This window comes from Calothrix anomala FACHB-343 (assembly GCF_014696435.1).
GTDB lineage: Bacteria > Cyanobacteriota > Cyanobacteriia > Cyanobacteriales > Nostocaceae > Aulosira > Aulosira anomala_A.
In genome coordinates, this window is the sequence record NZ_JACJQG010000075.1 from 1 (window position 1) to 26,570 (window position 26,570).

The window sequence follows — 26,570 nt, forward strand, 5'->3', positions numbered from 1 at the left end:
GCAGGGAGAAAAATAAAAATATCTTTTCTCGGAAATTGGATAATTTATTTTCTGGAAGTCGCAAACGCCGAATGCGACTTTGCTTGAGACAAAAAATATTTATGCAAGAGACTCCATGAGCTACGCTCACAAAAAACAATAAAAATCCATTTTCTCTAGTGCCTAGTCCCTATATCCTATCTCCTATTTTTAAGGCAGGTCTAATAGAGACTTGATGTTTTTTGAATGTGAGGAACTGGTTGCAACTTTAGCAATCAAGGCACACATTAACAATTCAAAATTCAAAATTCAAAATTCAAAATTCAAAATTCAAGACATTTTCAGACGGGGTTTAAATCCCCGTCTGAAAATAATACTACGTATACACGCAGGGGTCTTAAACCCTTGTATTTACGATAAGTAGAACGGCTAAAATAATTCATACTCTGTCATGACCCTAAGTGTAAAGCATTATCTTAACGGCATAGATTTGCTTGGCGCGCAGCTTCTCCCAGAAAAGCCGTGAGCGAAGGGCTAACTACGATGAATAAGAAAGCACTTAATTCATACGTGGTAAAACGTAATCGCGGGTGCGGTAATCTGAGGGATTAGAAAAGAGTTTATAGGTACTACCAAATTCAACTAGCTTACTAGTTTGATTTTCATTAAGACAAAAGAAAGCTGTAAAATCTGATATGCGAGTAACTTGCCGCATATTGTGGCTAACAATTACAATTGTGTAATAAGAGCGTAGACTTTGAATTAACTCTTCAACTTTCGTACTAGCAATGGGATCGAGGCCAAAACAAGGTTCATCCATTAACAGAACTTTTGGCTTGACGGCTAAAGCACGAGCAATACACAATCTTTGTTGTTGTCCGCCAGAAAGATCCAAAGCTGATTTATGCAGTTTATTTTTGACTTCATCCCAAAGATTAGCGCTTTTAATAGCCGACTCGATTATTTCATCTAATTCTGCTTTTGGTCGCCATCCTACAAGTTTCACCCCATAAGCAACATTATCATATACGCTCATAGGAAAGAGATTTGGTTTTGGCAATACCATACTAATTTGGCGACGTACTCGATTTAAGTTAACACGACGCTCATAAATATTTTGCCCAAAAAATTCCACTTTACCTTGAATGCGTACTTCTTCTGCTTCTAATTCGTTCATGCGATTAAGAGACTTGAGAAAAGTCGATTTACCACAATTAGTAGGGCCAATAATTGCAGTGACTCTGTCTTGGTAAATATCTAGCGATATATCTTCAAGTATCTTTTTAGTATCGTAATAAAAACTAAAATTGCTGACTCTTATGGCTGGTACTAATTTACTCATCATCGCTAATATTTGATAGCAAAACTGACTGGGCAGAACAGTTACAATTTCTTTCTCTATGAAATTATTTCTACTCTTTTATTGGCAAAAGATTTGTAAAGTATTTGTAAATTCACAGATGGGTTTATGAGACATCGTTAAATCATTAATGCATTAATTGCATTTAGCACATAAAGAAAAAATTTAGATTTTAACAAACAATTATTTTACTAACGATTACAACTTACCCTCCATATAACCACTGGTTAACTTTTATATTACCTGAGTAAGTCAAATTTCAGGCAGTGAACAATTAACAAATATGTTCACAATTTTTTAACTTCAGACAATTATTGTCATTTGATAGCGATTCGACGGCAATCGCAGGTCTGATAAATTAGGAGCATCCTGGTGAACAAGATAAACTCTAAGCTTAACAGCTTGACGGTATTAGGTGTAACTTCAGTAGTAGCTGCCACTTTTGGATTAACAATGTCTGCGGTTCAATCCCAAGGTGTGAAAACAATTCAAATAGATGGTTCTAGTACTGTTTTTCCGATTACGGAAGCAGTAGCAGAGGATTTTCAAAAAGCTCAAAGCGGTAGAGTCAGAGTTACTGTAGGTGTTTCTGGTACTGGTGGTGGCTTTAAAAAGTTCTGTCGTGGTGAAACAGATATATCCAATGCTTCCCGTCCTATTCTGCAAAAAGAAATCAGCGATTGTAAAGCAAATGGCGTTCGTTACGTAGAATTGCCAGTAGCTTATGATGCTTTAACAGTTGTGGTTAACCCGCAAAATAGCTGGGCGAAGAATTTGTCAGTCGCTGAACTCAAGAAAATTTGGGAGCCTGGTGCGCAAGGTAAGGTGAATAACTGGAGTCAAGTTCGTTCTGGATTCCCCAATGCACCACTGAAGTTATTTGGCCCTGGGACTAATTCTGGTACCTTTGACTACTTTACTGAAGCGGTGGTTGGTAAAGCTAAATCTAGTCGGGGTGATTTTACCGCCAGTGAAGATGACAACGTTCTGGTACAGGGCGTTTCTCGTGATAAGAATGCCCTTGGCTATTTTGGTTATGCATATTATGCAGAAAATAGCAAACGACTCAAAGCTGTAGCAATTAATGGGGTATTACCATCAGACGCTACAGTCAAAAATGGCAGTTACAGTCCCTTATCTCGCCCTCTGTTTATTTATGTCAGTTCCAAATCTATTGATAAACCAGAGGTGAAGCAGTTTGTGCAATTTTATTTGCAGAATGCTGCTAAGTTAGCGAAAGAAGTGAGATATGTGGCGTTACCAAGTTCAGCTTATACTACAGCGCAAAGCCATTTTAATAAAAAGAGATTTGGTAGTGTATTTGGCGGTCAAGAAGCGGTTGGTTTAAAGATTGACGAACTATTGCGTCGTGACGCTAAAGACTAAACAAAGTTTCCCAGGTTCTGAATTTTGAATTGGTTCAAATTCAAGAGTGATTTAAGGGAGGTTTTCGCCTCTCTTTGTCTTATCTCTTGATATTAATTGAAGTTAATTTTTGCAAGAGCGATCGCTATCCTGTAACATGATTGGTGCTAAACCAACTCGACTTTCTCCCAAGCTATTACGTAATCTTCGAGAACGGGCGATTGAGTTTGTCTTATTTCTCGCAGCATTATCTTCTGTGGCGACTACCATAGCGATTGTCGCTATCTTAGTTTACGAATCGATTTTGTTTTTTCAGAAAGTACCGATTTGGGAATTTCTCACAGATACTCAATGGACGCCTTTGTTTGATGACAAGCACTATGGTATTTGGCCTTTGGTGTCTGGAACTTTAGTGACTACAGTAGTTGCCTTAATAGTAGCAATCCCACTAGGAACAATTATTGCTATTTATTTGAGCGAATTTGCACCACCGCTAGTGCGAGAAGTTATCAAACCAGCTTTAGAATTATTGGCGGGAATTCCCACAGTAGTGTATGGCTATTTTGCCTTACTATTTGTGACGCCTTTATTGCAGGTAATATTCCCCGAATTACCTGGTTTTAATATGTTGAGTGCGGGTTTAGTCATTGGGACGATGATTATTCCCTATGTTAGCTCTTTGAGTGAAGATGCGATGCGAGCAGTACCGGCACATCTGCGCGAAGGTTCCTATGCAACTGGTGCTACCCGCTTGCAAACAGCTTTACGAGTTGTAGTCCCAGCATCGATTTCGGGGATATCAGCAGCTTATATTTTGGGGATTTCTCGCGCTGTGGGTGAAACGATGATAGTCGCGATCGCAGCTGGCGGTCAACCCAACCTCACCCTGAACCCAATGGAACCAGCTGCAACTATGACAGCTTATATTGTCGCCGTTAGTTTAGGCGATTTACCACATGGAAGTTTGGAATACGAAACTATCTTTGCTGTGGGATTATCTCTGGTGCTGATGACTTTGGTATTTAATATCATTGGTCATTTTCTGGCAAAGCGTTATCGAGAGATTTATTGAGAGACGCGATGAATCGGTTGTTAGAGACGCGATGAATCGCGTCTGTACAATAGTTAATTAAGAATTTCGTTATGGCGACCACTCAAAATATGCGGTATATCCGCGCTGTTATCAACCGCAATAAGCTGTCTGAATATATTTTTGGTATTGTTGGTTTGTTGTCAATGTTGGTGGGAATTATTACTCTATTCGCATTAATATTTGACTTATTTAGTGATGGATTGCCGCGACTTTCTTGGGAATTTTTTACTTCATTCCCTAGTCGGAGGGCAGCAAATGCGGGGATTCTTTCGGCTTGGGTAGGCTCAATTTTAGTCATGCTAGTGACGGCATCTGCGGCAATTCCTATTGGCATAGCTTCAGGAATTTATTTAGAAGAATATGCCCGCAAAAATTGGGTTGCTGATTTTATCGAAATTAATGTCACTAATTTAGCTGGCGTTCCTTCAATAATTTACGGTCTTTTGGCTCTGGGTTTATTTGTTTATGGGTTAAATTTAGGCTCTAGTATAGTCACGGCAGGATTAACATTAGCACTTTTAGTTTTACCTGTGGTTATTGTTACCACTCGTGAATCTTTACGGGCGATTCCTAATAGTATCCGCGAAGCTGCTTATGCTACTGGTGCTTCTAAATGGCAAATGATTTGGGATCATGTTTTACCTTATGCCACTGGTAGCATTCTCACAGGAATTATTGTGGCTTTAGCAAGGGCTATTGGGGAAACTGCACCGCTTGTAACTATTGGCGCACTAAATTTTATTGCCTTTCTGCCAGATTCGCCAATTAAAAGTGAATTTCCGTTTATTTCTTTTGCTTGGTTATCATCAGCTTTTACTGTAATCCCAATTCAAATGTTTGATTGGGTATCTCGTCCCCAAGAAGCATTTCAAGCAAATGCTGCTGCTGCGGGGATTGTCTTGATAACTATGACTTTGGCTATGAATGCTGTAGCTATTTATCTCCGCTATCGTTTACGCAAAACAATCAAATGGTAGAAAAAACATCTTCAACTGTAGAGAAACCGATTAAGGCTGCGGTTAATTATCTGAATTTTTACTATGGTGGTAAAGTCCATGCTTTGAAAGATATTAATCTCCCTATTGCTGAGAAACAAGTAACAGCATTAATTGGCCCTTCTGGATGTGGTAAAACTACTTTGTTACGTTGTTTCAATCGGATGCATGACCTTTATCCGGGAAATCGTTATCGAGGAGAAATTAATTTAGCACCGGATGGGATTAATTTGTTAAGTAATAAAGTCGATCCCATTGAAGTGAGAATGCGGATTAGTATGGTCTTTCAAAGACCTAATCCTTTTCCGAAATCGATTTATGAAAATGTGGCTTACGGTTTGCGGGTAAGAGGTGAAAAAAAACGCCGGGTTATTGATGAGAAGGTTGAAAAGGCTTTGCGCGGTGCTGCTTTGTGGGATGAAGTTAAAGATAGATTGCGGGATTTAGCTTCTAATCTTTCTGGTGGACAACAACAAAGGCTTTGTATTGCTCGTGCTTTAGCAACTGAGCCAGAGATTGTTTTATTTGATGAGCCTACATCGGCTTTAGATCCAATCGCCACTTCTAGTATTGAAGAATTAATTGCCCAACTCAAGCAAACAGTGACAATTTTAATTGTGACTCACAATATGCAGCAAGCAGCTCGTGTTTCTGACTATACGGCGTTTATGTATTTGGGGGAATTGGTGGAATTTGACAGGACAGAGGCGATTTTTAATTACCCAGCAAATCAAAAAACCGCAGACTATGTTGGTGGATTATTTGGTTAAGTACTGCTTTGCATAAGTTGATAGGTTTTTCAACGCAAAGGAGCGCGGAGGTTGGCGCAAAGTTTCGCAGAGTATTTCCTAAGTCAATTCGCTATGAATGGATGAAATTGTGTATTGAGGGAAATCGCTACTCCGTTAAATTTCTGTTAAGTTCAATGTAGCCTAATTTACTTAAAAAATTTACAAATAGATAAACCCAGCAGGGGTCAAATAGTTAGACTACCTGCCAGGGTTGTGTTTTATATTCTGGCCATGTTTGATCTGGTTAACGCTTATTTGTAATAAATAATGCTTTATCCTTATTTAGGTTAACCAAATTGTGCGGTATTGGCAGTTAAGAAAAGTAAAGAAATTGGTTAAGTTGTTGTTAAAAAATCTTTTTGCAAGAAAAAATTTTTTCTCGATATTCATGAAATTAATTTTCCGGAGTTTGTAGTCAGGACAAAATCTGTGGAGAAATTCACCCACTAAAGTGTTGATGGCGAAAACACAAGAGCAAATTGTGTTAAGGCGGGTAATTTTTGGGGAATTATCTTAGTTAAGGTTGGTGGTGAATTCCAGTCCACACCTATAGCTGGCATAATGAGGAAAAATTTCCCATTTTATGAAGACCCATCCATCATTTAGTAAATTTCGCGCTTTACCATTACAACTTGTGCTGATTGTTCCCTTTGTGGCGCAAGTGTTTGGTGCAGTGGGGTTAGTGGGATATTTGTCTTTCAAAAATGGAGAAAAAGCGGTTCAGGAATTAGCAGAACAGTTGATGAAGCGAACCAGCAGTCAGGTAGATAATCATTTAGATGCCTATCTATCGGTTCCCCATAAAGTTAACCAGATTAATGCTAATGCCATTCGCATGGGGTTGCTGAATGTACGCGATCGCCAAACTGTTGGCAAGTACTTTTGGCAGCAAATGCAGGCTTATGACTTCACCTATATTGGTTTGTATCTTCCTAATGGGGAAGGTGCTGGTGCTGCTCGTTTTGATGGCAAAACTGTCACTATCGATGATATTGCCCCGAAAACACCCAGCCTTGAGAAAAATTGCACAACTTACTTAACGGATAACGATGGTAACCGTACTCAAAATTAATTTTGCAACATCGCCTGAAAGCTAGCCCCAATCATCCCACAATTCAAATTATCAAAGATTATGGACAACTACCAATGGTGGAATGTTACCCCAGCCAACTCAATCAAGCGATCATGAATCTTCTGAGTAATACCATTGATGCGCTGGAAGAATCTACCGCTAACACTACACCACAAATTACCATTCGCACCTTTACTAGCAATGATAACTGGATTGCGATCGCGATCGCGGATAATGGCATCGGTATCAGTGAAGAAATTCGTTCTCAACTTTTCGATCCCTTCTTCACCACCAAACCCATAGGTAAAGGTACTGGATTAGGATTATCTATCAGCTATCAAATTATTACCCAGAAACACAACGGCAAAATTGATTGTTATTCAACTCCTGGGCAAGGGACTGAGTTTGTCGTGCAGATTCCCGTGCGACAAGTAATGTATAAAATTGCTTAGGATCTATATAGCAATCCTATCTGAGTTGTGAAAATATTTTTTTTGATGAACCGCCTTCGCGTAGCGTCTCGCAGAGAAGACGCCAAGTACGCCAAGGATTATAGAAAAACCGAGAAGTAGCAAATTTCACCAATGATTTAGGATTGCTATAGTCAGTTTTATCTACCAATCACTTCTTCTAGGTTTGGTTTATTTTCTGCTGAAGATTGTTTATCAAATAAATCTCCCTTTAAATTTTTCTGGCGATTTTGAAACTCACTTAACAATTTGTAGAAAGTATTGAAACCTTCTTGCTCATTAGCGCAATGGAGCATAATTATTTTTGCCCAAGAATTTGAGGTTGATACCTGATATTTCTTTTGTACCCAAGGTTGAAACTCTCGATAAAAATCCATTTCTTCCTTAGTAGCTTCAATTCCTAATTCTCTCAAAGCTGTTTTGAAACCTACTAAGAAATGAAACAAATCGCTAACAGAAGCTTTTCCCAGATACATACCTGGTTTGGTGCGAATTTTCTGCAAAATCTCAAATAATTTACTCATTTCCATCACCTGCAATGATTATTTATCCTATTTAATCTAAATAATCAATTAAAAATTCTCCGCTTGGACATTCAAAATCATTAAACCAATCCCTAAAATTTAATCCTGCTATTGAGAGATTATCAAATACTTTATCTTTCACCTCCACACTATAATGAATCCCATTTAAGGTAATCGAATCGTTTATTCCCTGTGATTCTAGACGTTTACTAATTATATAATCCTCACCAAAAGCTGTTTGAATTTTAATCATCCTTCCTGGAATATCATTTTGTTTTAGCCAATGCATGACAGCATTAGCACATTCATAACATTCATATAACTGAAAATTTGCTACGATTTTACCTACTTCCTGGTATATTTCCTCATCAGATAACCCACTCACCCACGCACCCTGACCTTAGATATCAATTCGTTTGCCTTAATTCAGCTTAAATGCTTGACGCATCTTCTGCGGTGTGAAACGGTGAAGAATAGCTAATAATATAAGAGAACGCTTCACAGTTCTTAACTATTCAGCTTTACTAAAACAATGGCGAGAGATTTGCGGGGATTTATCAAACTTCTGGAAGAAAGAGGGCAATTAAAGCGAATTTCTGCTTTAGTGGACTCAGATTTAGAGATTGCGGAGATTTCTAACCGGATGCTGCAACAAGGCGGGCCGGGCTTACTGTTTGAAAACGTCAAAGGTGCATCCTTCCCGGTGGCGGTGAATTTGATGGGAACTGTGGAAAGGATTTGCTGGGCGATGAATATGCAGCAGCCAGAAGAGTTAGAAACTCTGGGTAAAAAGCTGAGTATGCTGCAACAACCCAAACCACCAAAGAAGATTTCCCAAGCCATCGATTTTGGTAAGGTGCTGTTTGATGTCCTCAAAGCTAAACCAGGACGCGACTTTTTCCCCGCTTGTCAGCAAGTGGTAATTCAAGGGGACGATTTAGATTTAACTAAGTTGCCTTTAATACGTCCATATCCCGGTGATGCTAGCAAGATTATCACTCTAGGGCTAGTAATTACCAAGGATTGTGAGACTGGTACGCCTAATGTAGGTGTGTATCGTTTACAACTGCAATCTAAAAATACCATGACCGTACATTGGTTATCGGTGCGGGGTGGGGCGAGACATTTACGCAAAGCTGCAGAACGGGGTAAAAAATTAGAAATTGCGATCGCACTTGGTGTAGATCCTTTAATTATTATGGCAGCCGCTACACCCATACCTGTAGATTTATCAGAATGGCTATTTGCTGGGCTGTATGGCGGTTCTGGGGTGCAGTTGGCTAAATGCAAAACCGTAGATTTGGAAGTTCCCGCCGACTCAGAATTTGTCTTAGAAGGAACAATTACACCAGGGGAAATGTTACCTGATGGCCCCTTTGGCGATCATATGGGCTATTACGGCGGTGTGGAAGATTCGCCCTTAATTCGCTTTCAATGCATGACACACCGCAAAAATCCGATTTACTTAACAACATTTAGCGGTCGTCCACCTAAAGAAGAAGCTATGATGGCGATCGCGCTGAATAGAATTTATACCCCAATTCTCCGCCAACAAGTCTCAGAAATTGTTGATTTCTTCCTACCAATGGAAGCTTTGAGTTACAAAGCGGCGATTATTTCCATTGATAAAGCATATCCCGGACAAGCACGACGCGCTGCTTTGGCGTTTTGGAGTGCTTTACCCCAATTTACTTACACCAAGTTTGTAATTGTGGTTGATAAAGATATAAATATTCGCGATCCCCGTCAAGTTGTCTGGGCAATTAGTTCTAAAGTTGACCCCACCAGGGATGTATTTATCTTACCAAATACACCCTTTGACACCTTAGATTTTGCCAGCGAGAAAATTGGTTTAGGCGGACGCATGGGAATTGATGCTACCACGAAAATTCCCCCAGAAACCGACCACGAATGGGGCGCGCCACTAGAATCAGATTCCGATGTCGCCGCGATGGTTGATAGACGCTGGGCTGAGTATGGGTTAGCAGATTTGCAATTAGGTGAAGTTGATCCAAATTTGTTTGGCTACGACATGAAGTGATCCGTTTTCGTAGGGGCGGGGAAACCCCGCCCTTGTGTGGGTTTCCCCGCCCCCATAATTACCAACATCACGAACCAGCACAATAGGGTGCAGCCTGTTGAGATGTTACATAAGTCACATCAGGCGCTTGTTTAACTAATTCCACCGTACCATTAGCATTAACTATCCACCCTTGCGCCTCAACTATTCTAGTAGCCTTATCATTATTTTCAGGTAGATTTGCTTTGTTAATTCCCCTGGCTGCTTCTATACCATTATTACCAGCAATTACAGCAAAATTACGTAAATCATGCCAAGAATTTTGACTGTTGAGGATGTGAGTAGGATTTTGTGGTAATCCATCTCTCCCTGTAATCACAAATTGATTGTCGCGGTTGCGCTTACAACTAGCAACTACTTGCTGAGAAACATCAATTAAATCTTGCGGTAATTCTTGGATACTAATTTTATTATCTGCATCTGGGTTAGTTACAGTTACAACCCCATCAACGCCAAATTGCGAACTCGCATCAATTTCACTATCGGGAGTTAAAAATATACCATTAGTGGAAATAAAAATATTACCACCATTTCCCAAAACAGCATTAGCGCGGATATCGCTATTATTTGCACCGACAACAAACCGGGAATTAATAAAAATATCACCACCACCCCCTGTACTGTCGGTAACGCTACTACTAATTAGGCTATTGTTACGTAATAACAGTAAATTACTATTCAGCCTAATTGAACCACCACCCGATTGAGTGGAAGTAGCGATAACTTGACTTTCATCGGTGCGAATTCGGTTAGCATCAATAAAGATATCACCAGCTAAACCTGAACCAATACTACTAGTACTAATAAATGCGCCGCTATTTAATTCCAACAAATTAGTATTAGCGCGAATTGTACCGCCATTCGCAGTACCTCTAGTTTCGGCAGTAATTGCACTACCATTACTAGCCATAATTGACGATTGAATATTCAGTTGAATATTACCACCACCACCTTTCCAAGTTGATGCATTAATACTACTGGGGATTTCTGAATTATTATTCAACATTTCTAACCAGATAGCATTAATTTGAATATCCCCTGCTGCACCATCTCCTGGAGAAATACTTTGATTACGACTGCGAAAATTACTTGCAGCAATAGTCGCACCATTAGCGATGGTTAATTTTTCAGTATTAATAGTTAATTTACCACCATTTCCCTGACTAATAACCTGGCTATTAGCGTTATTACTAGCATTACTAAATATGCCACTACTAGCGCTAGATATAAAACCATCTAAACTAATATCTTTTGCCTGAATAATCAATTCTCCAGCGTCACCTTTACCAAAAGTGCTAGTGGCAATTTGTCCAGCATCTTTTAAAGATAGAATATCGGTATTAATCGTTAATTTACCACCACTACCCGTAGCGTTAGTCTGAACATCAGCCGCAATAGCTGTCGGTAATACATTACCTTCTTTACTCTGAATTTCTATATTTTTAGCATCAATATCTATCTGTCCAGCATTACCTGAACTGTTAGTTTTAGAAACTATAGCACCACCATCAAATAACTTTAAATTTGCCGTTTCAACTCTTAGCAGTCCACCATTACCTGTGGCATTTTCTTCAACATTGCTAAATAAGCCACTAGCAAATTTTCCGGCAACTGTGCCGCTAATTTCTATATTGTTAGCAATAACTTCTATTTTACCAGCATTCCCACCCAGATTAGTATTATTCCCAATCTGCGCCCCATCTTTTACTGCTAAAGTATCAGTTTTTAAATAAATATTACCACCATCTCCATTAGAGTAAGTTGTCGCTAATAAAACACTAGCAAATTCATCAAAAGCAGCACCAATTATTTGAGTTTTTTTGGCAGTAATATTAATATCGCCACCCTTACCGCCACCCGGCCAACTAGTAGTTGAAATTTGTGCGCCATCACTAATTAAAAGATTTTCAGTAACAACATTAACTTTGCCAGCATCGCCACTACCAGAATCAGTATTAGCAAATATCCCACTAGGCCCTAAAGGCCCGCCAAAAATTAGTTCTATATCGCTAGCCTGAATATTAACTGTACCGCCAGTTCCAAAGCCAAAGGTATTACTACTAATTTGTCCGCCATCTGTAGCAATTAATTTGTTAGTAGTAATATCAATGATGCCACCATTGCCTGTTGCGCCTGTAGAAACATCAGTAGAGATAATAGTAGATAATCCTGAATCAGGATTAAAGCCATTTACCTGTAGCAATTCTCTGGCATTAATCAGAATCGCACCTCCATTTAAACTGCCTTCTGTATTGGCTAAAATTGCCGAACCATCAGTTACATTTACGTTTCTACCCATTACTTGAACATTACCACTTCCCTCTCCACTAACATCAATAGAAGCGGCTTTATTTAAGTTAATATCTAAAAAACTATTCACACCTGGATAACTTAAAGATAAACCGGAATTTGTGGAATTAATAGTAACTAAACTATCTTTAACAGCAGCAATTTCTACTCTACCTTGAGCGGCAGTCACATTACCACCCACGAGAGAAACTTCACCACCGACTAATGCTAAAGTTTGCCCAGATGGTACCGCTATTCCTACAGGTCTATTATCTCTAGAAGTGGCAAAAAATTCATCAATAAATAGTTTATTACCATCTCCATTGACGATAATTCCACCGGGATTTGCGCCATACTGTAAACCTACAGGAGTATTGATAGTTAATAAAGGTGCTGCTTGGGGATTAACTGCACTATAAATACTGCCATCAGCAAATTTAATACTATCAGCAGTGCTAGCAAAAAAAGAACCACCAATATTTAAAGCGGCGTTAGCACCAAAAACAATACCATTGGGGTTAATTAAAAATAAATTGGCAGTACCATTAGCCCGAATTAAACCATTAATATCCGAAATAGAACCACCAGTAACACGACTAATAATATTAGAGACATCTACATCATTTTTAAACCAAGCTGTGGTGTCTTTGAGGACAGAAAACTGTGAAAAACTATGAAATAAGTTACTACCTGATTTGGTTCCGCCAGTAATTTCCGTGGTATTACCGACAGTAGCCGTTGCTGATGGGGAAGAGATTGTATTATCAGGAACAATTTGGGCAGAGGCTAAGGTTGGAGTTAGATAAACTGAAGATAAAATACAAAATAAAAGAATTTTGAATTTAGGATTGTTTACTATCCATAGATTGTTATTAAAATTTTCTGCCTGATTATTCATAGATCCTGAATTAAATCTCTTCCCAAGAATGATAGTGTTATAGTGCCCATAACCGATGTTTAAATAACATCCTCATAGGGAAGCAGGGTTTTTAAATCTTTTAAATGCCATAACCACAAATAACCCCAACTTTTAATCAAAGCTGGGGTTATGAATTTAATCAACAATCGGTGCAGATAACCTACACCGATGGCTAATACACTTAAATTAAACATTCTATTGTCTTTATGCCAATGCTGAAGCCTGTGGTTTTGCAAAAATCATGCGTCCTGCTGTAGTTTGCAAAGCACTGGTGACTACAACTCGCAGTTCTCCACCTACATAACTACTACCTTCTTCCACGACAACCATTGTGCCATCATCAAGGTAGCCGATTCCTTGGCTGGGTTCTTTCCCTTCTTTGAGAATTTTCAAATCTAGGTTATCGCCAGGTAAATATGTGGGACGAACGGCGTTAACTAAATCGTTGACATTCAATACGGGGACTTTCTGCACGCTAGCAACTTTCGATAAATTGTAATCGTTAGTCAGCAGCGTGGCGTTAATTTCTTGAGCAAATCGTACCAGCTTGGCATCGACTGTGGAAATATCTTCGTAATCTGCTGGGTTAATGAGAATGCGATCGGGATAAGCTTCTTTAATGCGGTTGAGAATTTCTAATCCTCTTCTTCCCCTTACCCGCTTTTGGTCTTTACTCGCATCGGCTACTTGTTGCAATTCTTGCAACACAAACTGTGGGACAATAATTTGTCCTTCTAAAAAGCCGGTTTCTAAAAGTGCTTCAATCCGACCATCAATAATACAGCTAGTGTCTAAAACTTTCGTATTGGCGGGTTTGAGAGTTCCTTCCGCTACCATAGTTTCTACGGTGTTGGGATTAATAAATCGCAACAAACCTCGCCCGTGGGTATCAGCCAAATTCATCCCAGTCACAGACAGGATAATACTGCCGACAACTGCAACTAAAGGCTTAATAAAACTAAAATCCGGGGGGATAGGTAGCAAAAATAGCGGGGCTATCATGAGGTTGGCTAATAATAGTCCAATTACCAAACCAATCGCCCGCGTTAGAATTACTTCCAGAGGCATTTCTTTGACTTGTGCTTCTAAGCGACGGTAGGTAGTTTGGAAACTCAGCCCCACTGCACCGCCAATAATAGCGGCAAAAACGGCAACAACTAAGCGTAAAGCTTCTATGTTTGTTACTCGGTCTAGCGAACCATTGGGTAGTAGTTCAATGCTATAGAACCCGATCCCCGATGCTGCTAGGATAAATGAGAGAATAATAATTGCATCTAGCATGGTTTTTTGGTTTTTCCTGCAACTGTATTAACCGAAAGAGTTTAAGTATTTTTTATTTCATCTGCAAATGAGATTGATAAATGTTTACTTAACTCTAGGGGTTTAAGCAGGCAATATCTGCAAATATTATAACGAAATAGTTTTACCTTCATATTCTTAATTGTTTTGTTGTAAAACGATAAAACTCGTAAATAAACTACTAATTTTTATTGTCGGTAATTCTCTGGATGATTAATTTTATTATTTCTCACAATGGATAAAAAACTTAATTTTGATAGCCTTCCCAGTTCTGCTTACGTGCATATTCCTTTTTGCAGACGGAGGTGCTTTTATTGTGATTTTCCGATATATGTTGTGGGCGATCGCGCTCGTGGAGAAACATCTGGTACTATCTCCCAATATGTAGAGCTGCTAATTCAAGAAATCGGCATCACCCAGTCGTTTGGTCAACCCTTAAAGACGATTTTTTTTGGTGGTGGTACTCCTTCATTATTGGCGATAGACCAGTTACAGCAAATATTAGCAGCCTTAGACAGGCGTTTTGGTATTTTACCAGGGGCGGAGATTTCAATGGAAATCGACCCAGGAACGTTTGATTTAGCACATATAGCTGGTTACCGCAGGTTAGGGGTAAATCGGGTAAGTTTGGGCGTACAGGCGTTTCAAGCAGAGTTGCTGAAAGTCGCAGGGCGATCGCATACAATTGCAGATATTTTTGCAGCTGTAGAGTTAGTCCGCAAAGTCGAGATACCCGAATTGAGTTTAGACTTAATTTCTGGGTTACCGCATCAGTCTTTAGGAGATTGGCAAGATTCATTAACAAAGGCAATTGCGATCGCGCCTACCCACATCTCAATTTATGACCTTACCATAGAGCCAGGTACAGCTTTTGGGCGTTACTATCAACCCGGTGCGAGTCCCTTACCCACAGATGAAACCACAGTGCAAATGTACCAAATGGCACAACAAGCTTTAACATCTGCAGGTTACGAACATTACGAAATCTCTAACTACGCACAATCAGGTCATCAATGCCAACATAATCGAGTGTATTGGGAAAACCGCCCTTATTATGGCTTTGGGATGGGTGCAGCTAGTTATATTGACGGAAAACGCTTCACTCGTCCCCGTAAAACTAAAGAATATTACCAATGGGTAGAAGCTGGTTGCGTAGTCGATTGTGAAGTTACACCAGTTAATGAAGTTTTGTTAGAAACTTTTATGTTGGGATTACGTCTACCTGAAGGGATGAGTTTAGCAGCCTTAGCCGTGGCATTTGGAAATGAGAAAGTAGAACAGATCTATCAATTTTTACAACCCTATTTTGATAAAGGTTGGGTAGAAATTGTTGATGGCAGATTGCGTTTAAGCGATCCTCAGGGCTTTTTATTTTCTAACGTAGTTTTAGCAGAATTATTTGCCGAATTTGGTTAAATAACAGCGCAGCTCATGAGCAAAATAAACCTCTTAAAAGCTGCCATTGCATGGGTAAATCTCATTGTTAAAAAGCTCATAACCATAGTCAATATTTAGCTATTTTTTAGTTCGACATATTGCTATTTAATCGACACAATCAGTCGTTGAATGTAATCATTCAACGGCTATTTTTTATTGCTGATAAACTGCACTGATCTCGCCATTTTTTTTGATATTTTCATGAGAATTTACTCATATTTCCTTCATTATATTATCATAAACTCCTGTTTAAAATTAATTTAAGGCGAAGTTAATAAAGATTTCGCGGCCACTTATTTTTACCAGGATGCAAACAAGTCACAAAAATTAAATATACCAAATAAGGCATAAATAAAAGCAATGAAAATAGATGGCGATGAGCGTAATGGGATCACAATCAAACAGCAATCAGCTAAAATTTTGCAATATTTTCGCCGTGCCAATCCTGGTCAGAAGAAATCACTATTAGCACTGTTTTTAACATCTATATCTAGTGTCATAGTATTTCTCGCTGATGACTTATCTATCAAAGGACGGGTGACTATATTTGTATTTCTGCTGACTGTAATTTTGTGGTCAACAACCTCAATTAATGCTGCTTACATAGCCTTAATTTCTGTGCTTTTACTGTTGTTAACTGGGTGTATTTCCCAAGAACAATTTTTTGCATCTTTGGGTTCAGACGTTATCTGGTTAATGATAGGTGCATTTATTTTGGGAAGCGCAGTTAAGCAAACTGGTTTAGCCACCAGACTAACTCAAGCAGTCGCAGCTAAAGCCCACAATATTAGTAGTTTATTTTGGTTGCTAACTACAGTTTTAATTCCCTTATCTTTTTTGATTCCCTCTACCTCTGGACGTGCTGCTGTCACCCATCCAATTTTTCGCAGCATCGCCAATACCATAGAGGATAGACGTACCCGTCGCGCTCTAGCATTGTTGATGCCTTCGATTATCTTAGTGTCTACAATTGCTTCCTTAACTGGTGCCGGTTCTCATTTAGTGGCTAAAGATTTATTAGCAGAAATTTCTGGAAAAGATATATCTTTTAGCCAGTGGTTAATTTATGGCTTACCCTTTGGAATTGTTGCCAGTTATGCCTCTTGTTGGGTAATCATGGGTTTATTTCTCGACAAAAAACGCTGTCAACAAAAGTTAAATGTTGAATGTTTACAACCAACACCTCTATCTCTACCCGAACGCAAAACATTATTCATTGTTTTATTCATGTTGTTGCTGTGGATTACCGAACAATGGCATGGTTTAGAAATTGCTACCGTCACCATCATCGGAGCCATGATTCTTACCGCACCTAATCTTGGTGTCATAAAGTGGAAAGATGCAGTCAAAGATGTTTCTTGGAACCTGATTATTTTTGTCGGTGCAACCTTGGTTTTAGGACGTGCATTAATTAGTTCTGGTGCATCGGAATGGATTATTGAGCATGTTTTCCGCTTCAGTGAAATCAACAGCGCCAATTCTCAGTTTCTCATTCTGCTACTGCTCACCATCATTAGTCTAACTTCTCATATCTACATGACTTCCCACACAGCCAGAGCCGCAGCGTTAGTTCCCCCCCTGCTGTACCTCGCTAGCAGTCTCGATATCAATCCTGTTGCTGTCTTATTTCTTAGCACCTTAGGAATGGACTATTGTCTCACCTTCCCTGTCAGTTCCAAAGCATTGATGGTTTATCAAGACGCAGACACAGATGGTTTTCAAGCAACAGATTTACTCCGGCTAAGTTCAGTGATGATTGTTATTCACCTCGCTTTAGTTCTCTTGTTTTATTACACCTGGTGGCGTTGGGTAGGTTTATCCTTCTAAGTCAGCAATTGTGGAATTTTCAATTTTGAATTGCTGACTCTCCACTCCCGATTTAATCACAAAAAAAGCGGCTGGATTGCCGCAGGAAATTATAATGACACTAAACATTCTAATCGCTCCTTCTGGATTTAAAGAAAGTCTTGATGCCGAACAAGTAGCTGATTGCATAGCTACAGGTATTGCTAGAGTTTTACCCGATGTCAATATTTTTAAAGCACCTCTAGTAGATGGCGGTGAAGGCTTTACCAAAACCCTAGTAGCTGCTACAGGCGGGACATTACATCATCTACAAGTAACTGGCCCTGTGGGACAACAAGTACCATCTCACTTTGGCTTTTTAGGTGGAACCACGAAAAAAACTGCTGTCTTAGAAATGGCTGCTGCGGCTGGGTTACGCCTTGTACCCGCCGATATGCGCAATCCCATGATGACAACTACCTACGGTGTAGGGGAGTTAATCAAAGCAGCCTTAGATGCTGGTGCAGAACGAATTTTAGTTGGTTGCGGTGATTCTGGGACTAATGATGGTGGTGCGGGAATGGCTCAAGCCTTAGGTGTCAAGCTGTTGGATGAAAATGGCGACGAGTTAGGTTTGGGTTGTGGAGAATTAATTAAACTCAAACACATTGATTTTTCTGAGCGCGATTCGCGTTTAAATCAAGTCCAAATAGATGTGGCTTGTAACTGGCATAATGTCCTCTGTGGTGACAAGGGTGTAGCCAGAGTTTTCGGCCCGCAAAAAGGCGCATCTCCAGCCACAGTAGAAGCAATGGCTTCAGCGCTAGAACATTACGCCGCAGTCATCAAAACAGATTTAAATATGGATGTGCGACTCATCCCAGGTGGTGGTGCTTCCGGTGGTTTAGGTGCAGGTTTACATGCTTTAATTGGCGCTAATTTACACTCACGCTATGATATCGTCATGCAGTATTTGGAATTAGATAATCTGATTCCCAACGCTGATTTAGTCATTACAGCAGAAGGCTGCATTGATTTTCAGACCCCACGCGGTAAAATTCCTGCGGAAGTAGCCAAGCGTGCCAAGCGTTATAACTTACCTGTAATTGCCCTAGTGGGAACTATTGGTGATGGTGCAGAAATTAATTTCCAACAAGGAATTGATTATTTTAATAGTATTTTGACTCATCCTTGTCAATTGAGTGAAGCCCTTTCTCAAACCGCAACATTGTTAACAAATGCTGCCGAACAGGTAGGCAGGTTATTGTTAGTTGGTCGGCAAATTAGCAGTTTTAAAAATCCAAAATTCAAGATGCCATACGAGAAACCAGCAACAAAATTCAAAACTAGAGCTAGTTATCTGGCTAGTTGCAATAATGTGTAATCAGAAGTTTTAGCAAATTTTATTGGAAAAAGTTAGGTTTAAAACCTCGCCCCTAGTGGGCGAAAAAATCCTTGTTTCGCAAGGTAGGTAGAAACCCCAACGCCAGTTCTCTCAAGTCGGGACACCCGCCCACGAGACTGGCTCCCCCTTGTGGGTGGCTGTCTTTAATTTTGAATTTTGAATTTTGAATTTTGAATTGATTCATTTTCCTTTAAATACACCTGCTTCCAAGTAATCCATATAGGTAGGGGCACAATAATATTGTGCCCTTATAATAATATCTAATCACAAAATTTTCATTGGCTGTAAATTCCTCACAGCTAACAAATGACAAGACCAGCACAGTTAAAATTATGCATAATCAGTCAGAACAATTTGCTAGCGATAATAACTCTGGAATTTGCCCGGAAGCTTTAGAATATATGCTGCAAGCAAATCAAGGTAGCGCTCCCGCTTATGGTAACGATATTTGGACGCAAAAAGCCAGCGATTATTTTCGCGAACTTTTTGAAATAGATTGCGAAGTATTTTTTGCTTTTAACGGTACAGCAGCCAATTCTTTATCTTTAGCTGCACTTTGTCAGTCATATCACAGCGTCATCTGTCATGAAACATCCCATATAGAAACAGATGAATGTGGCGCACCGGAATATGCTTCTAACGGTTCTAAGTTACTACTAGCTAAAGGCGAAAATGGTAAATTAACAGCCGAAGCTATAGCAGGATTAGTCACAAAACGCACAGATATTCATTATCCTAAACCAAAAGTTATTAGTATTACGCAAGCAACTGAATTAGGGACTTTATATACAATAGATGAACTTTTAGCTATTAAAGAAACTGCAACCAAATATAACTTAAAAATTCACATGGATGGAGCGCGGTTTGCGAATGCAGTCGCCGCCATGAATCTAAGTCCTGCAGAAATTAGTTGGAAAAGTGGTGTAGATGTCTTGTGTTTCTGCGGTACCAAAAATGGTATGGCTTTAGGGGAAGCGATTATTTTCTTTAACAAAGCTTTAGCTGAAGATTTTGATTATCGTTGTAAACAAGCTGGTCAATTAGCTTCTAAAATGCGGTTTATTTCTGCTCCTTGGTTGGGTTTATTAGAAACTGGCGCTTGGCTAAAAAATGCCCGTCACGCCAATCAATGTGCAGCATATTTGGAGGAGAAATTATTAGGTATAGATGGCGTAGAAATGATGTTTCCTAGAGAAGCTAATGCTGTTTTTGCCAAACTACCAGAACATACAATTCAAATTCTCAAAGATAAGGGTTGGCAGTTTTACACCTTTATTGGCGTGGGTGGAGTTCGTTTTATGTGTTCTTGGAACACCACACAAACCAGAATTGATGAATTAGTGAATGATATCAAAAATGGTCAATAGTCAATAGTCAATAGTCAATGGTCATTTGTCATTTGTCATTTGTCATTGGTTACTTTTCTCCCTTGTCCCCCTTGTCTTCCTTGTCCTCCTTGTCCCCCTTGTCCTTCTTCCCCTTCCCTTAGCTATGGCTGAGGAAATTAGATTTGCTGGCTATAGGGAAGCTGTCCTATGCCAAAATGAAAGTAACTAATACCATAAGGTGAGCGATCGCTCTGAAAGCTAGATAAAGGATTGACCTGAGCAATGGCAGACGAAACCAATCACAATCAAGCGGGAGAGGTAGCTCCCAGCACTGTTGACAAACAGGCCCCTACTGTCGCTGAAGAAAACGCTCCTAGCACTGACGAACCAGTAGCAACCAGCCTTCCTACTGCCAACACGCCAGATCCCAAAGCAGCAAACCCAGAAACTAACCCCAATGCTGCTAAAACCACCACTGCACCGAAGCGCGAAAAACCCGCCGCTCAAGCAGATGGAGAAGAAAAACCAGCCGCCAAAGCCGCAGCTAAAAAAGAAAAAGCTCCCGCCGTGGAAGATAAGCCTTTTGTAGAGTTCATCCAGCAAGAATACTTACCTGCTGTACAAAAGGCAATTACTCAGCAAGGCGTGGCAGATTTACAACTATCTGTTGCTAAACAAAAAGTTCCCATCACTGGCTTTGAATCTGGTGAAGAATGCTGGCAACTTGTAGGTAGTTGGCAAAACGGTTTACGCCAGTTCAACGTTTATTTTCCCGATGAAGATATTCAAGGTAAAAAGGGATTTTCTTGTAACGAAGGCAAGAAACCTAGCACCTTTGAGTCATTCTTAATTGATGAACGGAAAATCACCCTTGACTTACTGGTATTTGGCTTAGTTCAACGTTTGAACGGTCAAAAATGGCTAGGTAGAAATTAATAATTTGTTAGAGACGCGATTAATCGCGTCTGTACAATTGTCAGTTGTCAGTTGACCAATGACCAATGACAAATGACAAATGACAATTAACTAGATATCTCATGAAAATAATAGGTGACGGCTCCGGTATCGGGGTCGTTATCTATTCTGGCATAACCTGATTTATACATTTCTTTGAGCGCAGTTTCCACTTCCGCGAAGTTAGCGCCTGTAGCTTTGACACCTTGAGTCACACTTAATCTACCACCATTATTTTCCGCAGCTTCGATCAGTTTAATCATCAATTGATTACCATTAGGGCGCTGAACTTGAGTGGCGACTACAGGCTGATTTACTGGTACACCGAAAGGTGAGATACCTGCTCTAGATCTCAGTCTGGCTTCATATTCCTCAACCATACCAGGCATTAAGAAGACATCAACCAACTGACCAACATAAAACAATCCACCAGTACAAAGCCACAACACACCTGTGGCGAATCTGCCATTGTATAATCGGTGCAGTCCGCCTATGCCTAATAGGCCGAAAGCACACAAAATGTAAGAAGTACTTAGGCGATTATTGTTGAGAGTTTTAATTTCGTTTGTGAACGAGTCGATAGCGTTAGAGATCTGAGAAGAAGCAGGTTGGTTATAATTTGGGGAACTGTAATTACTAGCGGCACGAGGGTTTCTGGAAGCAAAAGCTGCGCCCTGGTAATTATCCATCAGTTGTTGTACAAGGTTAGCATAGGCTTCAACATCAGCACGGGTTCCGGAAAACCGACTACCATGTGCAACCTGCTGACGTAACCTGTTGGCGTTGAGGATACTATTACGTGTTTCTAGGCTCACTCCTCCATACTGTTGCATCAGATCGATCAATTCTTTCCATTGCACTTGTTGTTTATCTTGGACTCTGTGGCGAATTTGGGGATCGATAAAATTGTTGTTACTCAACCAATCACGAAAATAGTCTTCTAGCGCGCCGTGAAAACTGATCAGTGCATAACCGAGTAATTCTGGGTCGTTACCAGCTTTTTGAAATCGCTCCCAGCCTAGTTGCAGCTTATCTGAATGATTACTCATTAAAAGCTCTGTTGCTATCGTGGTTTTACTACAAATTCTAACTAACCTTGTTGCGGAAACAACATCTAGGTTACTTCTGTAGTATCTTGTCTATGCAAATGCGGCTGGTGCGGATGAACTCCAGCCATAGAGTCAGTAGTGGGGCTGAATCTCATTCCAGAATAGACGCGCAAATCATGACTACCAGTTCCCAATCGCCGTGAGCCAAATATAAAAATATTGTTGATTGTTGCAACTCTTAACTTTTCTTGTACTTGTTTTGATCCAGCAACTTGGTAGACTGAATTTTATACGAATGGTTTATTGTCATCTAGAAGCGCCTAATGACAGCCAAAATTCTTGGCTTTGTTGGTGTACTCAAGATAATAAAGACAAAAGAGAAATTAAGACATGGTAGATTCCCTCAAAAAACCAGGCTTTGACGAATTGCGACCAGGGATTAAAGTCCCCGCAAAAGAAACACTTTTAACACCCCGGTTTTACACCACCGACTTTGATGAAATGGCGCGGATGGACATCTCCGTCAATGAAGACGAATTAATAGCCATTCTCGAAGAGTTTCGTGCAGACTACAACCGCCATCATTTTGTTCGGGATGCCGAGTTTGAACAATCCTGGGATCATATTGATGGGGAAACTCGCCGTTTGTTCGTGGAATTTCTAGAACGTTCTTGTACAGCCGAGTTCTCTGGCTTTTTGCTGTACAAAGAACTGGGACGGCGCTTAAAAGATAAAAGCCCAGTTTTAGCTGAATGCTTCAATTTGATGTCACGGGATGAAGCACGCCATGCTGGCTTTTTAAATAAAGCAATGTCAGACTTTAATCTCTCTTTAGATTTAGGGTTTTTGACAAAAAGTCGCGCTTATACCTTCTTTAAGCCGAAATTTATCTTCTATGCTACTTATCTTTCAGAAAAAATTGGTTACTGGCGCTATATCACCATTTATCGCCATTTAGAAGCACATCCAGAAGACCGGATTTACCCAATTTTCCGTTTCTTTGAAAACTGGTGTCAGGATGAAAACCGTCATGGTGATTTCTTCGATGCAATCATGAAATCCCAGCCACAAATGCTCAACGATTGGAAGGCTAAACTATGGAGTCGCTTCTTCCTGTTGTCGGTATTTGTCACCATGTACCTCAATGACATCCAACGCAAAGACTTTTACGCCTCTATTGGCTTGGATGCGCGGGAATATGACATTTACGTCATCAAAAAAACTAATGAAACTGCAGGAAGAGTCTTCCCGTTGATGTTGGATGTAGATCATCCAGAATTTTATCAACGCTTGGATGATTGTGTAGAGAAGATGGCAAAATTAAATGCGATCGCTAATTCCAATACTCCCAAATTCCTGCAATTCTTCCAAAAATTACCCCTTTTAACCTCCATTGGTTGGCACATGCTCAAGTTATACCTGATTAAACCGATTGACGCGGTTTCTGCTCAAGGTATGGCTCGTTAATTGATAACGGTTTTGCTAGTTTTTTAGTGGTTCTGTGTTCGCACAGAGCCATTTTTTGTATATATCCCTGATTTATTTGAAAAATCGGGGATATAAATTTTATAGCTGTTGACTATTGACTGTTGACCGTTGACTGTTGACTATTGACTGTTGACTATTGACTGTTGACTATTGACTGTTGACTATTCACTGTTGACTATTGACCGTTGACAGACTTGAAAGGCTTTTATCTTAGCTTAATGTCATAAACAATAATTGGCAATTGCTATATCACCCTCAAGGGTACTATTCACATATATGTGAAAATAGTTAACTTAGAAAAAGTATGCAAAATGTAAATAATCAACATATTTCATGGTTATCTATATAGATAAAAAACTATGTCTAATATCAATAAACCCTATTTACAATGGGCAATAATTATTGGCTTATTATTCAGTGGTGGGATAGCAATTTTTACTAACCGTGCATTATTCATAAATTCATCTACCCACGAACTAACAGCAGCTAAGAAAAAGTGGGAAGCACAAAATATTAAACATTATCAAGCAACTTTCAATTATTCTAGCCACAATTGTCAGCAAGAGGTAGAAATTAAAGATGACAAAATAATTGCTGTCAAGAAAAATACTTGTCAAACAATTCCTCTACATACTATTACTAATTTATTTACGGAGATAGAATCGGCGGCTAATGGCGAAAAATGCGGACCTAATGGCTGTGCGTGTGACGGGCCAGTGCGTATAGATGCAAACTACGATCCTAAATACGGTTATCCAATTCAACTTGACTTTAAATTAAAGCCAGAACAGCGTTGGCAATATTTTGATTACTGGAAACATCAATTTTCTGGGAGTTATTGCACATTAATTGGCTTTCTCGGACACAAAGTTGAGGTTAGTAGACTTACAACTATAAGATAAGCTCAATAGAAACAATAAGTAGTAGTATTAATTGCGATCAATCAGCGTAAGGGGGAAAGTCTATGCTCCAAAAAATTGTCATTATTGGAGCAGGCCCGGCTGGACTTTTACTTGCTCATTATTTGTTACGTCGGGGCAAGTATAATGTCGAAATTTATGAGCAACGTTCCGATCCGCGTTTGATGGATACATCTCCAGAACGTACCTTTCCTATCTCGCTTCAGGAACGGGGTAGAAAAGCAATCCGCTCTATTGCTGGCTTAGAAGAGGCGATCGCAGCTGCTAGTGTATTTTGTAATGGAACTAAAATTTATCGTCAGTCAGGTAAAGCTCGTGATATTTCCCGTGCAGTACCAATTATGACTATTGATCGCAATCGTCTGGTGATGATTTTGTTGGAACATTTGACTCAAAGTTACACCACAGAACAACTCAGAGTAAAATTTGGCTGTCAATGTCTGCAAGTGGATCGGAAAGCGAAAACTGTAATATTGCAGCCAGAACAGGGTGAAGCTTTTACTCTCACTTACGATCGCTTGGTAGCAGCAGATGGAGCGCGATCGCGGATTCGAGAATATTTAGCCCAAGATGCAGGTTTGCATTGCGAACAAAGCTATGTACCTGATGCCTATAAAACAGTAATTCTACCGCGATTCAATCCAGCGCTGGGTTTAGAGTTGGAAGCCGACAAAATCCATGCATGGAATCTCAACAAAACCCGGATGATGATGGTACCCCAACCAGGCGATCGCCTTAATGGGATGATTGTTTTTGATGCCCAGCAAAACCCTTTAGCCGGATTATCTAGTAAAGAGGAGATATTAGCGTTTTTTAAAGATAAATTTCCCCTTATCGGGCAATTAATGTCAGCAGATGAGGCAGAAGCGTTATTACAGCGTCCGGTGGCGCGGTTGGTAACCGTAAGTTGCGATCGCTTTCATGAGGGCGATAGTATTTTGGTGATTGGTGATGCGGCTCATGCAGTATCGCCGTCAATTGGGCAAGGCTGCAATGCTTCCTTAGAGGATGTGCTGATTTTTGAGCAGTTTTTGGCACAGTATCAGGATGATTGGGCGCAAGCTTTACCCGCCTTTTCTGCCCACCGAGTTCCTGAAGCCCATGCATTGAAGGAATTGTCAGATTATTCGTTCCCACCAACAAAGATACTAGCAATTGAGTTTGTCTTGCGGTTGATGACGGGTAAACTCTTGCATAAATGGTTCCCGCAATGGGTGAAGCCATTTGTTCTCGATCTACTGCAAGATGAAAATTTGTCTTATTCCCAAATTTTAAGCCTTAGCCAGGGTTGGATTAACAAAGTTAAGCGATCGCAGCTGCGTACCTCATGACAATTCGCCATTAATCAACCCAGATGCAGCAAAACTTTTTATTGTCAAACAATTGATATTAACATGACCCATGATTATTCAGATAAAGAAATAGAATCATTAGTCATTGGTAAATGGCAATATGAACATAATGGTTTTTCATATTTTGAAGAATTTCAAAAAAATTTCACCTATCAAATAATGGTGCAGGGAAAAAACTTGATTACCATGTCAGCGATTGGTTTATTAGGTTCAAAGTTTACGGGAAGCTGGTATGTAAAGGATAGTACATTACATCTCATAAATGACAATAACCCCAATTCATTATTGAATTTAGATTTGCTAGGCTGGAACTTCTCATTGATGGATATATTCAAGAAATATTCCCCTAGTTCCAACCTTGTTAAACGGCAGATATTTTCTATCGATCAAAAACATATGTCTCTTCAAGTCAAGAGTAATTCATACATCATTATTTTTCGTAAAAGTTGAAAGTAATTAAACGAATTTTACTTGCAGGAACACTAAAAAATAAAATCGTAAGTTGTCGATAGGAGGTTTTCCCATCTCTACAAGTTTCAACCCTTGGTGGATGATGGGGATATATTTTAAGCGATCGCTCCTCATACCAAGCTCATCGGGAGCAAATACACAAAAT

Annotated in this window: 22 protein-coding genes and 1 pseudogene; 16 read left to right on the forward strand and 7 right to left on the reverse strand. The window is 39.7% G+C overall.

The features are described 5' to 3' along the window. Positions 1-538: 538 nt before the first annotated feature. Complete coding sequence (locus H6G08_RS30565) at positions 539-1,321, reverse strand: phosphate ABC transporter ATP-binding protein (RefSeq protein WP_190550090.1); 783 nt, start codon at positions 1,319-1,321, stop codon at positions 539-541. Between the two features lie 390 nt (positions 1,322-1,711). On the opposite strand from H6G08_RS30565, the gene H6G08_RS30570 reads away from it, so the two are divergent. The 6 genes and pseudogenes from H6G08_RS30570 to H6G08_RS38580 form a co-directional block, all read left to right on the forward strand. Beyond that, positions 1,712-2,725, forward strand: a complete 1,014-nt coding sequence (locus H6G08_RS30570; protein ID WP_190550019.1) for a PstS family phosphate ABC transporter substrate-binding protein — start codon at positions 1,712-1,714, stop codon at positions 2,723-2,725. A gap of 136 nt (positions 2,726-2,861) precedes the next feature. Beyond that, positions 2,862-3,776, forward strand: coding sequence for a phosphate ABC transporter permease subunit PstC (gene pstC / locus H6G08_RS30575; RefSeq protein WP_190550092.1), 915 nt, complete (start codon positions 2,862-2,864; stop codon positions 3,774-3,776). 71 nt (positions 3,777-3,847) lie between these two features. After that, on the forward strand, positions 3,848-4,774 hold the full coding sequence (pstA, locus tag H6G08_RS30580; RefSeq protein WP_190550021.1) for a phosphate ABC transporter permease PstA: 927 nt from the start codon (positions 3,848-3,850) through the stop codon (positions 4,772-4,774). After that, entirely contained in the window at positions 4,768-5,562 is a 795-nt protein-coding gene (pstB, locus tag H6G08_RS30585) for a phosphate ABC transporter ATP-binding protein PstB (protein WP_190550023.1), read from the forward strand. Before pstA ends, pstB begins: the two co-directional genes overlap by 7 nt. 604 nt (positions 5,563-6,166) lie before the next feature. Then, on the forward strand, positions 6,167-6,655 hold the full coding sequence (locus H6G08_RS38575) for a hypothetical protein (protein ID WP_190550025.1): 489 nt from the start codon (positions 6,167-6,169) through the stop codon (positions 6,653-6,655). Next, positions 6,652-7,107: pseudogene (locus tag H6G08_RS38580) on the forward strand (sensor histidine kinase); the annotation flags it as partial. The gene H6G08_RS38575 and the pseudogene H6G08_RS38580, both read left to right, overlap by 4 nt. A 158-nt stretch (positions 7,108-7,265) precedes the next feature. On the opposite strand, the gene H6G08_RS30600 reads toward H6G08_RS38580, so the two are convergent. Both H6G08_RS30600 and H6G08_RS30605 read right to left on the reverse strand, forming a co-directional pair. Beyond that, a complete protein-coding gene (locus H6G08_RS30600; protein WP_190550027.1) occupies positions 7,266-7,649 on the reverse strand; it encodes a hypothetical protein in 384 nt (127 codons plus the stop codon). A gap of 31 nt (positions 7,650-7,680) precedes the next feature. After that, positions 7,681-8,034, reverse strand: coding sequence for a papain fold toxin domain-containing protein (locus H6G08_RS30605; protein WP_190550029.1), 354 nt, complete (start codon positions 8,032-8,034; stop codon positions 7,681-7,683). Positions 8,035-8,181: 147 nt separating this feature from the next. Here H6G08_RS30605 and H6G08_RS30610 point away from each other — a divergent pair, with 147 nt between their 5' ends. After that, positions 8,182-9,690 carry a UbiD family decarboxylase gene (locus H6G08_RS30610; protein WP_190550030.1) on the forward strand — a complete coding sequence of 503 codons (1,509 nt, stop codon included), beginning with the start codon at positions 8,182-8,184 and terminating at the stop codon, positions 9,688-9,690. 67 nt (positions 9,691-9,757) lie between these two features. Here the strand turns inward: H6G08_RS30610 and H6G08_RS30615 are convergent, their stop codons facing one another. The 3 genes from H6G08_RS30615 to H6G08_RS30625 are packed head-to-tail and all read right to left on the reverse strand — an operon-like array spanning position 9,758 to position 14,218. Further along, positions 9,758-12,916, reverse strand: coding sequence for a two-partner secretion domain-containing protein (locus H6G08_RS30615; RefSeq protein ID WP_190550032.1), 3,159 nt, complete (start codon positions 12,914-12,916; stop codon positions 9,758-9,760). A gap of 59 nt (positions 12,917-12,975) precedes the next feature. Beyond that, positions 12,976-13,131 (reverse strand): hypothetical protein, encoded by a 156-nt coding sequence (locus H6G08_RS30620; RefSeq protein ID WP_190550034.1) that lies wholly within the window; start codon positions 13,129-13,131, stop codon positions 12,976-12,978. A gap of 10 nt (positions 13,132-13,141) precedes the next feature. Then, positions 13,142-14,218: a PIN/TRAM domain-containing protein gene (locus H6G08_RS30625; RefSeq protein WP_190550036.1), complete on the reverse strand. Its 1,077-nt coding sequence runs from the start codon at positions 14,216-14,218 to the stop codon at positions 13,142-13,144. Positions 14,219-14,470: 252 nt separating this feature from the next. Here H6G08_RS30625 and hemW point away from each other — a divergent pair, with 252 nt between their 5' ends. The 5 genes from hemW to H6G08_RS30650 all read left to right on the forward strand — a co-directional run bounded on the left by hemW (position 14,471) and on the right by H6G08_RS30650 (position 21,127). Further along, positions 14,471-15,652, forward strand: coding sequence for a radical SAM family heme chaperone HemW (hemW, locus tag H6G08_RS30630; protein ID WP_190550038.1), 1,182 nt, complete (start codon positions 14,471-14,473; stop codon positions 15,650-15,652). A 381-nt stretch (positions 15,653-16,033) separates the two neighbouring features. Then, a complete protein-coding gene (locus tag H6G08_RS30635) occupies positions 16,034-17,500 on the forward strand; it encodes an SLC13 family permease (protein ID WP_190550040.1) in 1,467 nt (488 codons plus the stop codon). A gap of 94 nt (positions 17,501-17,594) precedes the next feature. Continuing rightward, positions 17,595-18,842 carry a glycerate kinase family protein gene (locus tag H6G08_RS30640; RefSeq protein ID WP_242046341.1) on the forward strand — a complete coding sequence of 416 codons (1,248 nt, stop codon included), beginning with the start codon at positions 17,595-17,597 and terminating at the stop codon, positions 18,840-18,842. 353 nt (positions 18,843-19,195) lie between these two features. Further along, positions 19,196-20,230 (forward strand): threonine aldolase family protein, encoded by a 1,035-nt coding sequence (locus H6G08_RS30645; RefSeq protein ID WP_190550042.1) that lies wholly within the window; start codon positions 19,196-19,198, stop codon positions 20,228-20,230. A 243-nt stretch (positions 20,231-20,473) separates the two neighbouring features. Beyond that, positions 20,474-21,127: a DUF2996 domain-containing protein gene (locus H6G08_RS30650; RefSeq protein WP_190550044.1), complete on the forward strand. Its 654-nt coding sequence runs from the start codon at positions 20,474-20,476 to the stop codon at positions 21,125-21,127. Positions 21,128-21,213: 86 nt separating this feature from the next. Here H6G08_RS30650 and H6G08_RS30655 read toward each other — a convergent pair whose 3' ends face one another. Further along, entirely contained in the window at positions 21,214-21,705 is a 492-nt protein-coding gene (locus H6G08_RS30655) for a TM2 domain-containing protein (RefSeq protein WP_373462017.1), read from the reverse strand. An 879-nt stretch (positions 21,706-22,584) separates the two neighbouring features. On the opposite strand from H6G08_RS30655, the gene acsF reads away from it, so the two are divergent. The 4 genes from acsF (at position 22,585) to H6G08_RS30675 (ending at position 26,404) form a co-directional block, all read left to right on the forward strand. Next, a complete protein-coding gene (gene acsF / locus H6G08_RS30660) occupies positions 22,585-23,661 on the forward strand; it encodes a magnesium-protoporphyrin IX monomethyl ester (oxidative) cyclase (RefSeq protein WP_190550046.1) in 1,077 nt (358 codons plus the stop codon). Between the two features lie 380 nt (positions 23,662-24,041). Continuing rightward, a complete protein-coding gene (locus H6G08_RS30665; protein ID WP_190550047.1) occupies positions 24,042-24,584 on the forward strand; it encodes a DUF6174 domain-containing protein in 543 nt (180 codons plus the stop codon). Positions 24,585-24,646: 62 nt separating this feature from the next. After that, entirely contained in the window at positions 24,647-25,933 is a 1,287-nt protein-coding gene (locus H6G08_RS30670) for an FAD-dependent oxidoreductase (protein ID WP_190550049.1), read from the forward strand. Between the two features lie 63 nt (positions 25,934-25,996). Next, complete coding sequence (locus tag H6G08_RS30675; RefSeq protein WP_190550051.1) at positions 25,997-26,404, forward strand: hypothetical protein; 408 nt, start codon at positions 25,997-25,999, stop codon at positions 26,402-26,404. The last annotated feature ends 166 nt before the right edge of the window (positions 26,405-26,570 follow it).

What these genes read in the sequence shown, in the direction of transcription:
- H6G08_RS30665 (WP_190550047.1), top strand. Translation starts at nt 24,042, where the DNA reads ATGTCTAATATCAATAAACCCTATTTACAATGGGCAATAATTATTGGC.
- H6G08_RS30670 (WP_190550049.1), top strand. Translation starts at nt 24,647, where the DNA reads ATGCTCCAAAAAATTGTCATTATTGGAGCAGGCCCGGCTGGACTTTTA.
- pstB (WP_190550023.1), top strand. Translation starts at nt 4,768, where the DNA reads ATGGTAGAAAAAACATCTTCAACTGTAGAGAAACCGATTAAGGCTGCG.
- H6G08_RS30615 (WP_190550032.1), bottom strand. Translation starts at nt 12,916, where the DNA reads ATGAATAATCAGGCAGAAAATTTTAATAACAATCTATGGATAGTAAAC.
- hemW (WP_190550038.1), top strand. Translation starts at nt 14,471, where the DNA reads ATGGATAAAAAACTTAATTTTGATAGCCTTCCCAGTTCTGCTTACGTG.
- H6G08_RS30635 (WP_190550040.1), top strand. Translation starts at nt 16,034, where the DNA reads ATGAAAATAGATGGCGATGAGCGTAATGGGATCACAATCAAACAGCAA.
- H6G08_RS30565 (WP_190550090.1), bottom strand. Translation starts at nt 1,321, where the DNA reads ATGAGTAAATTAGTACCAGCCATAAGAGTCAGCAATTTTAGTTTTTAT.
- H6G08_RS30620 (WP_190550034.1), bottom strand. Translation starts at nt 13,131, where the DNA reads ATGTTTAATTTAAGTGTATTAGCCATCGGTGTAGGTTATCTGCACCGA.
- pstA (WP_190550021.1), top strand. Translation starts at nt 3,848, where the DNA reads ATGGCGACCACTCAAAATATGCGGTATATCCGCGCTGTTATCAACCGC.
- H6G08_RS30610 (WP_190550030.1), top strand. Translation starts at nt 8,182, where the DNA reads ATGGCGAGAGATTTGCGGGGATTTATCAAACTTCTGGAAGAAAGAGGG.
- acsF (WP_190550046.1), top strand. Translation starts at nt 22,585, where the DNA reads ATGGTAGATTCCCTCAAAAAACCAGGCTTTGACGAATTGCGACCAGGG.
- H6G08_RS30625 (WP_190550036.1), bottom strand. Translation starts at nt 14,218, where the DNA reads ATGCTAGATGCAATTATTATTCTCTCATTTATCCTAGCAGCATCGGGG.
- H6G08_RS30600 (WP_190550027.1), bottom strand. Translation starts at nt 7,649, where the DNA reads ATGAGTAAATTATTTGAGATTTTGCAGAAAATTCGCACCAAACCAGGT.
- H6G08_RS30675 (WP_190550051.1), top strand. Translation starts at nt 25,997, where the DNA reads ATGACCCATGATTATTCAGATAAAGAAATAGAATCATTAGTCATTGGT.
- H6G08_RS38575 (WP_190550025.1), top strand. Translation starts at nt 6,167, where the DNA reads ATGAAGACCCATCCATCATTTAGTAAATTTCGCGCTTTACCATTACAA.
- H6G08_RS30650 (WP_190550044.1), top strand. Translation starts at nt 20,474, where the DNA reads ATGGCAGACGAAACCAATCACAATCAAGCGGGAGAGGTAGCTCCCAGC.
- H6G08_RS30645 (WP_190550042.1), top strand. Translation starts at nt 19,196, where the DNA reads ATGCATAATCAGTCAGAACAATTTGCTAGCGATAATAACTCTGGAATT.
- H6G08_RS30640 (WP_242046341.1), top strand. Translation starts at nt 17,595, where the DNA reads ATGACACTAAACATTCTAATCGCTCCTTCTGGATTTAAAGAAAGTCTT.
- pstC (WP_190550092.1), top strand. Translation starts at nt 2,862, where the DNA reads ATGATTGGTGCTAAACCAACTCGACTTTCTCCCAAGCTATTACGTAAT.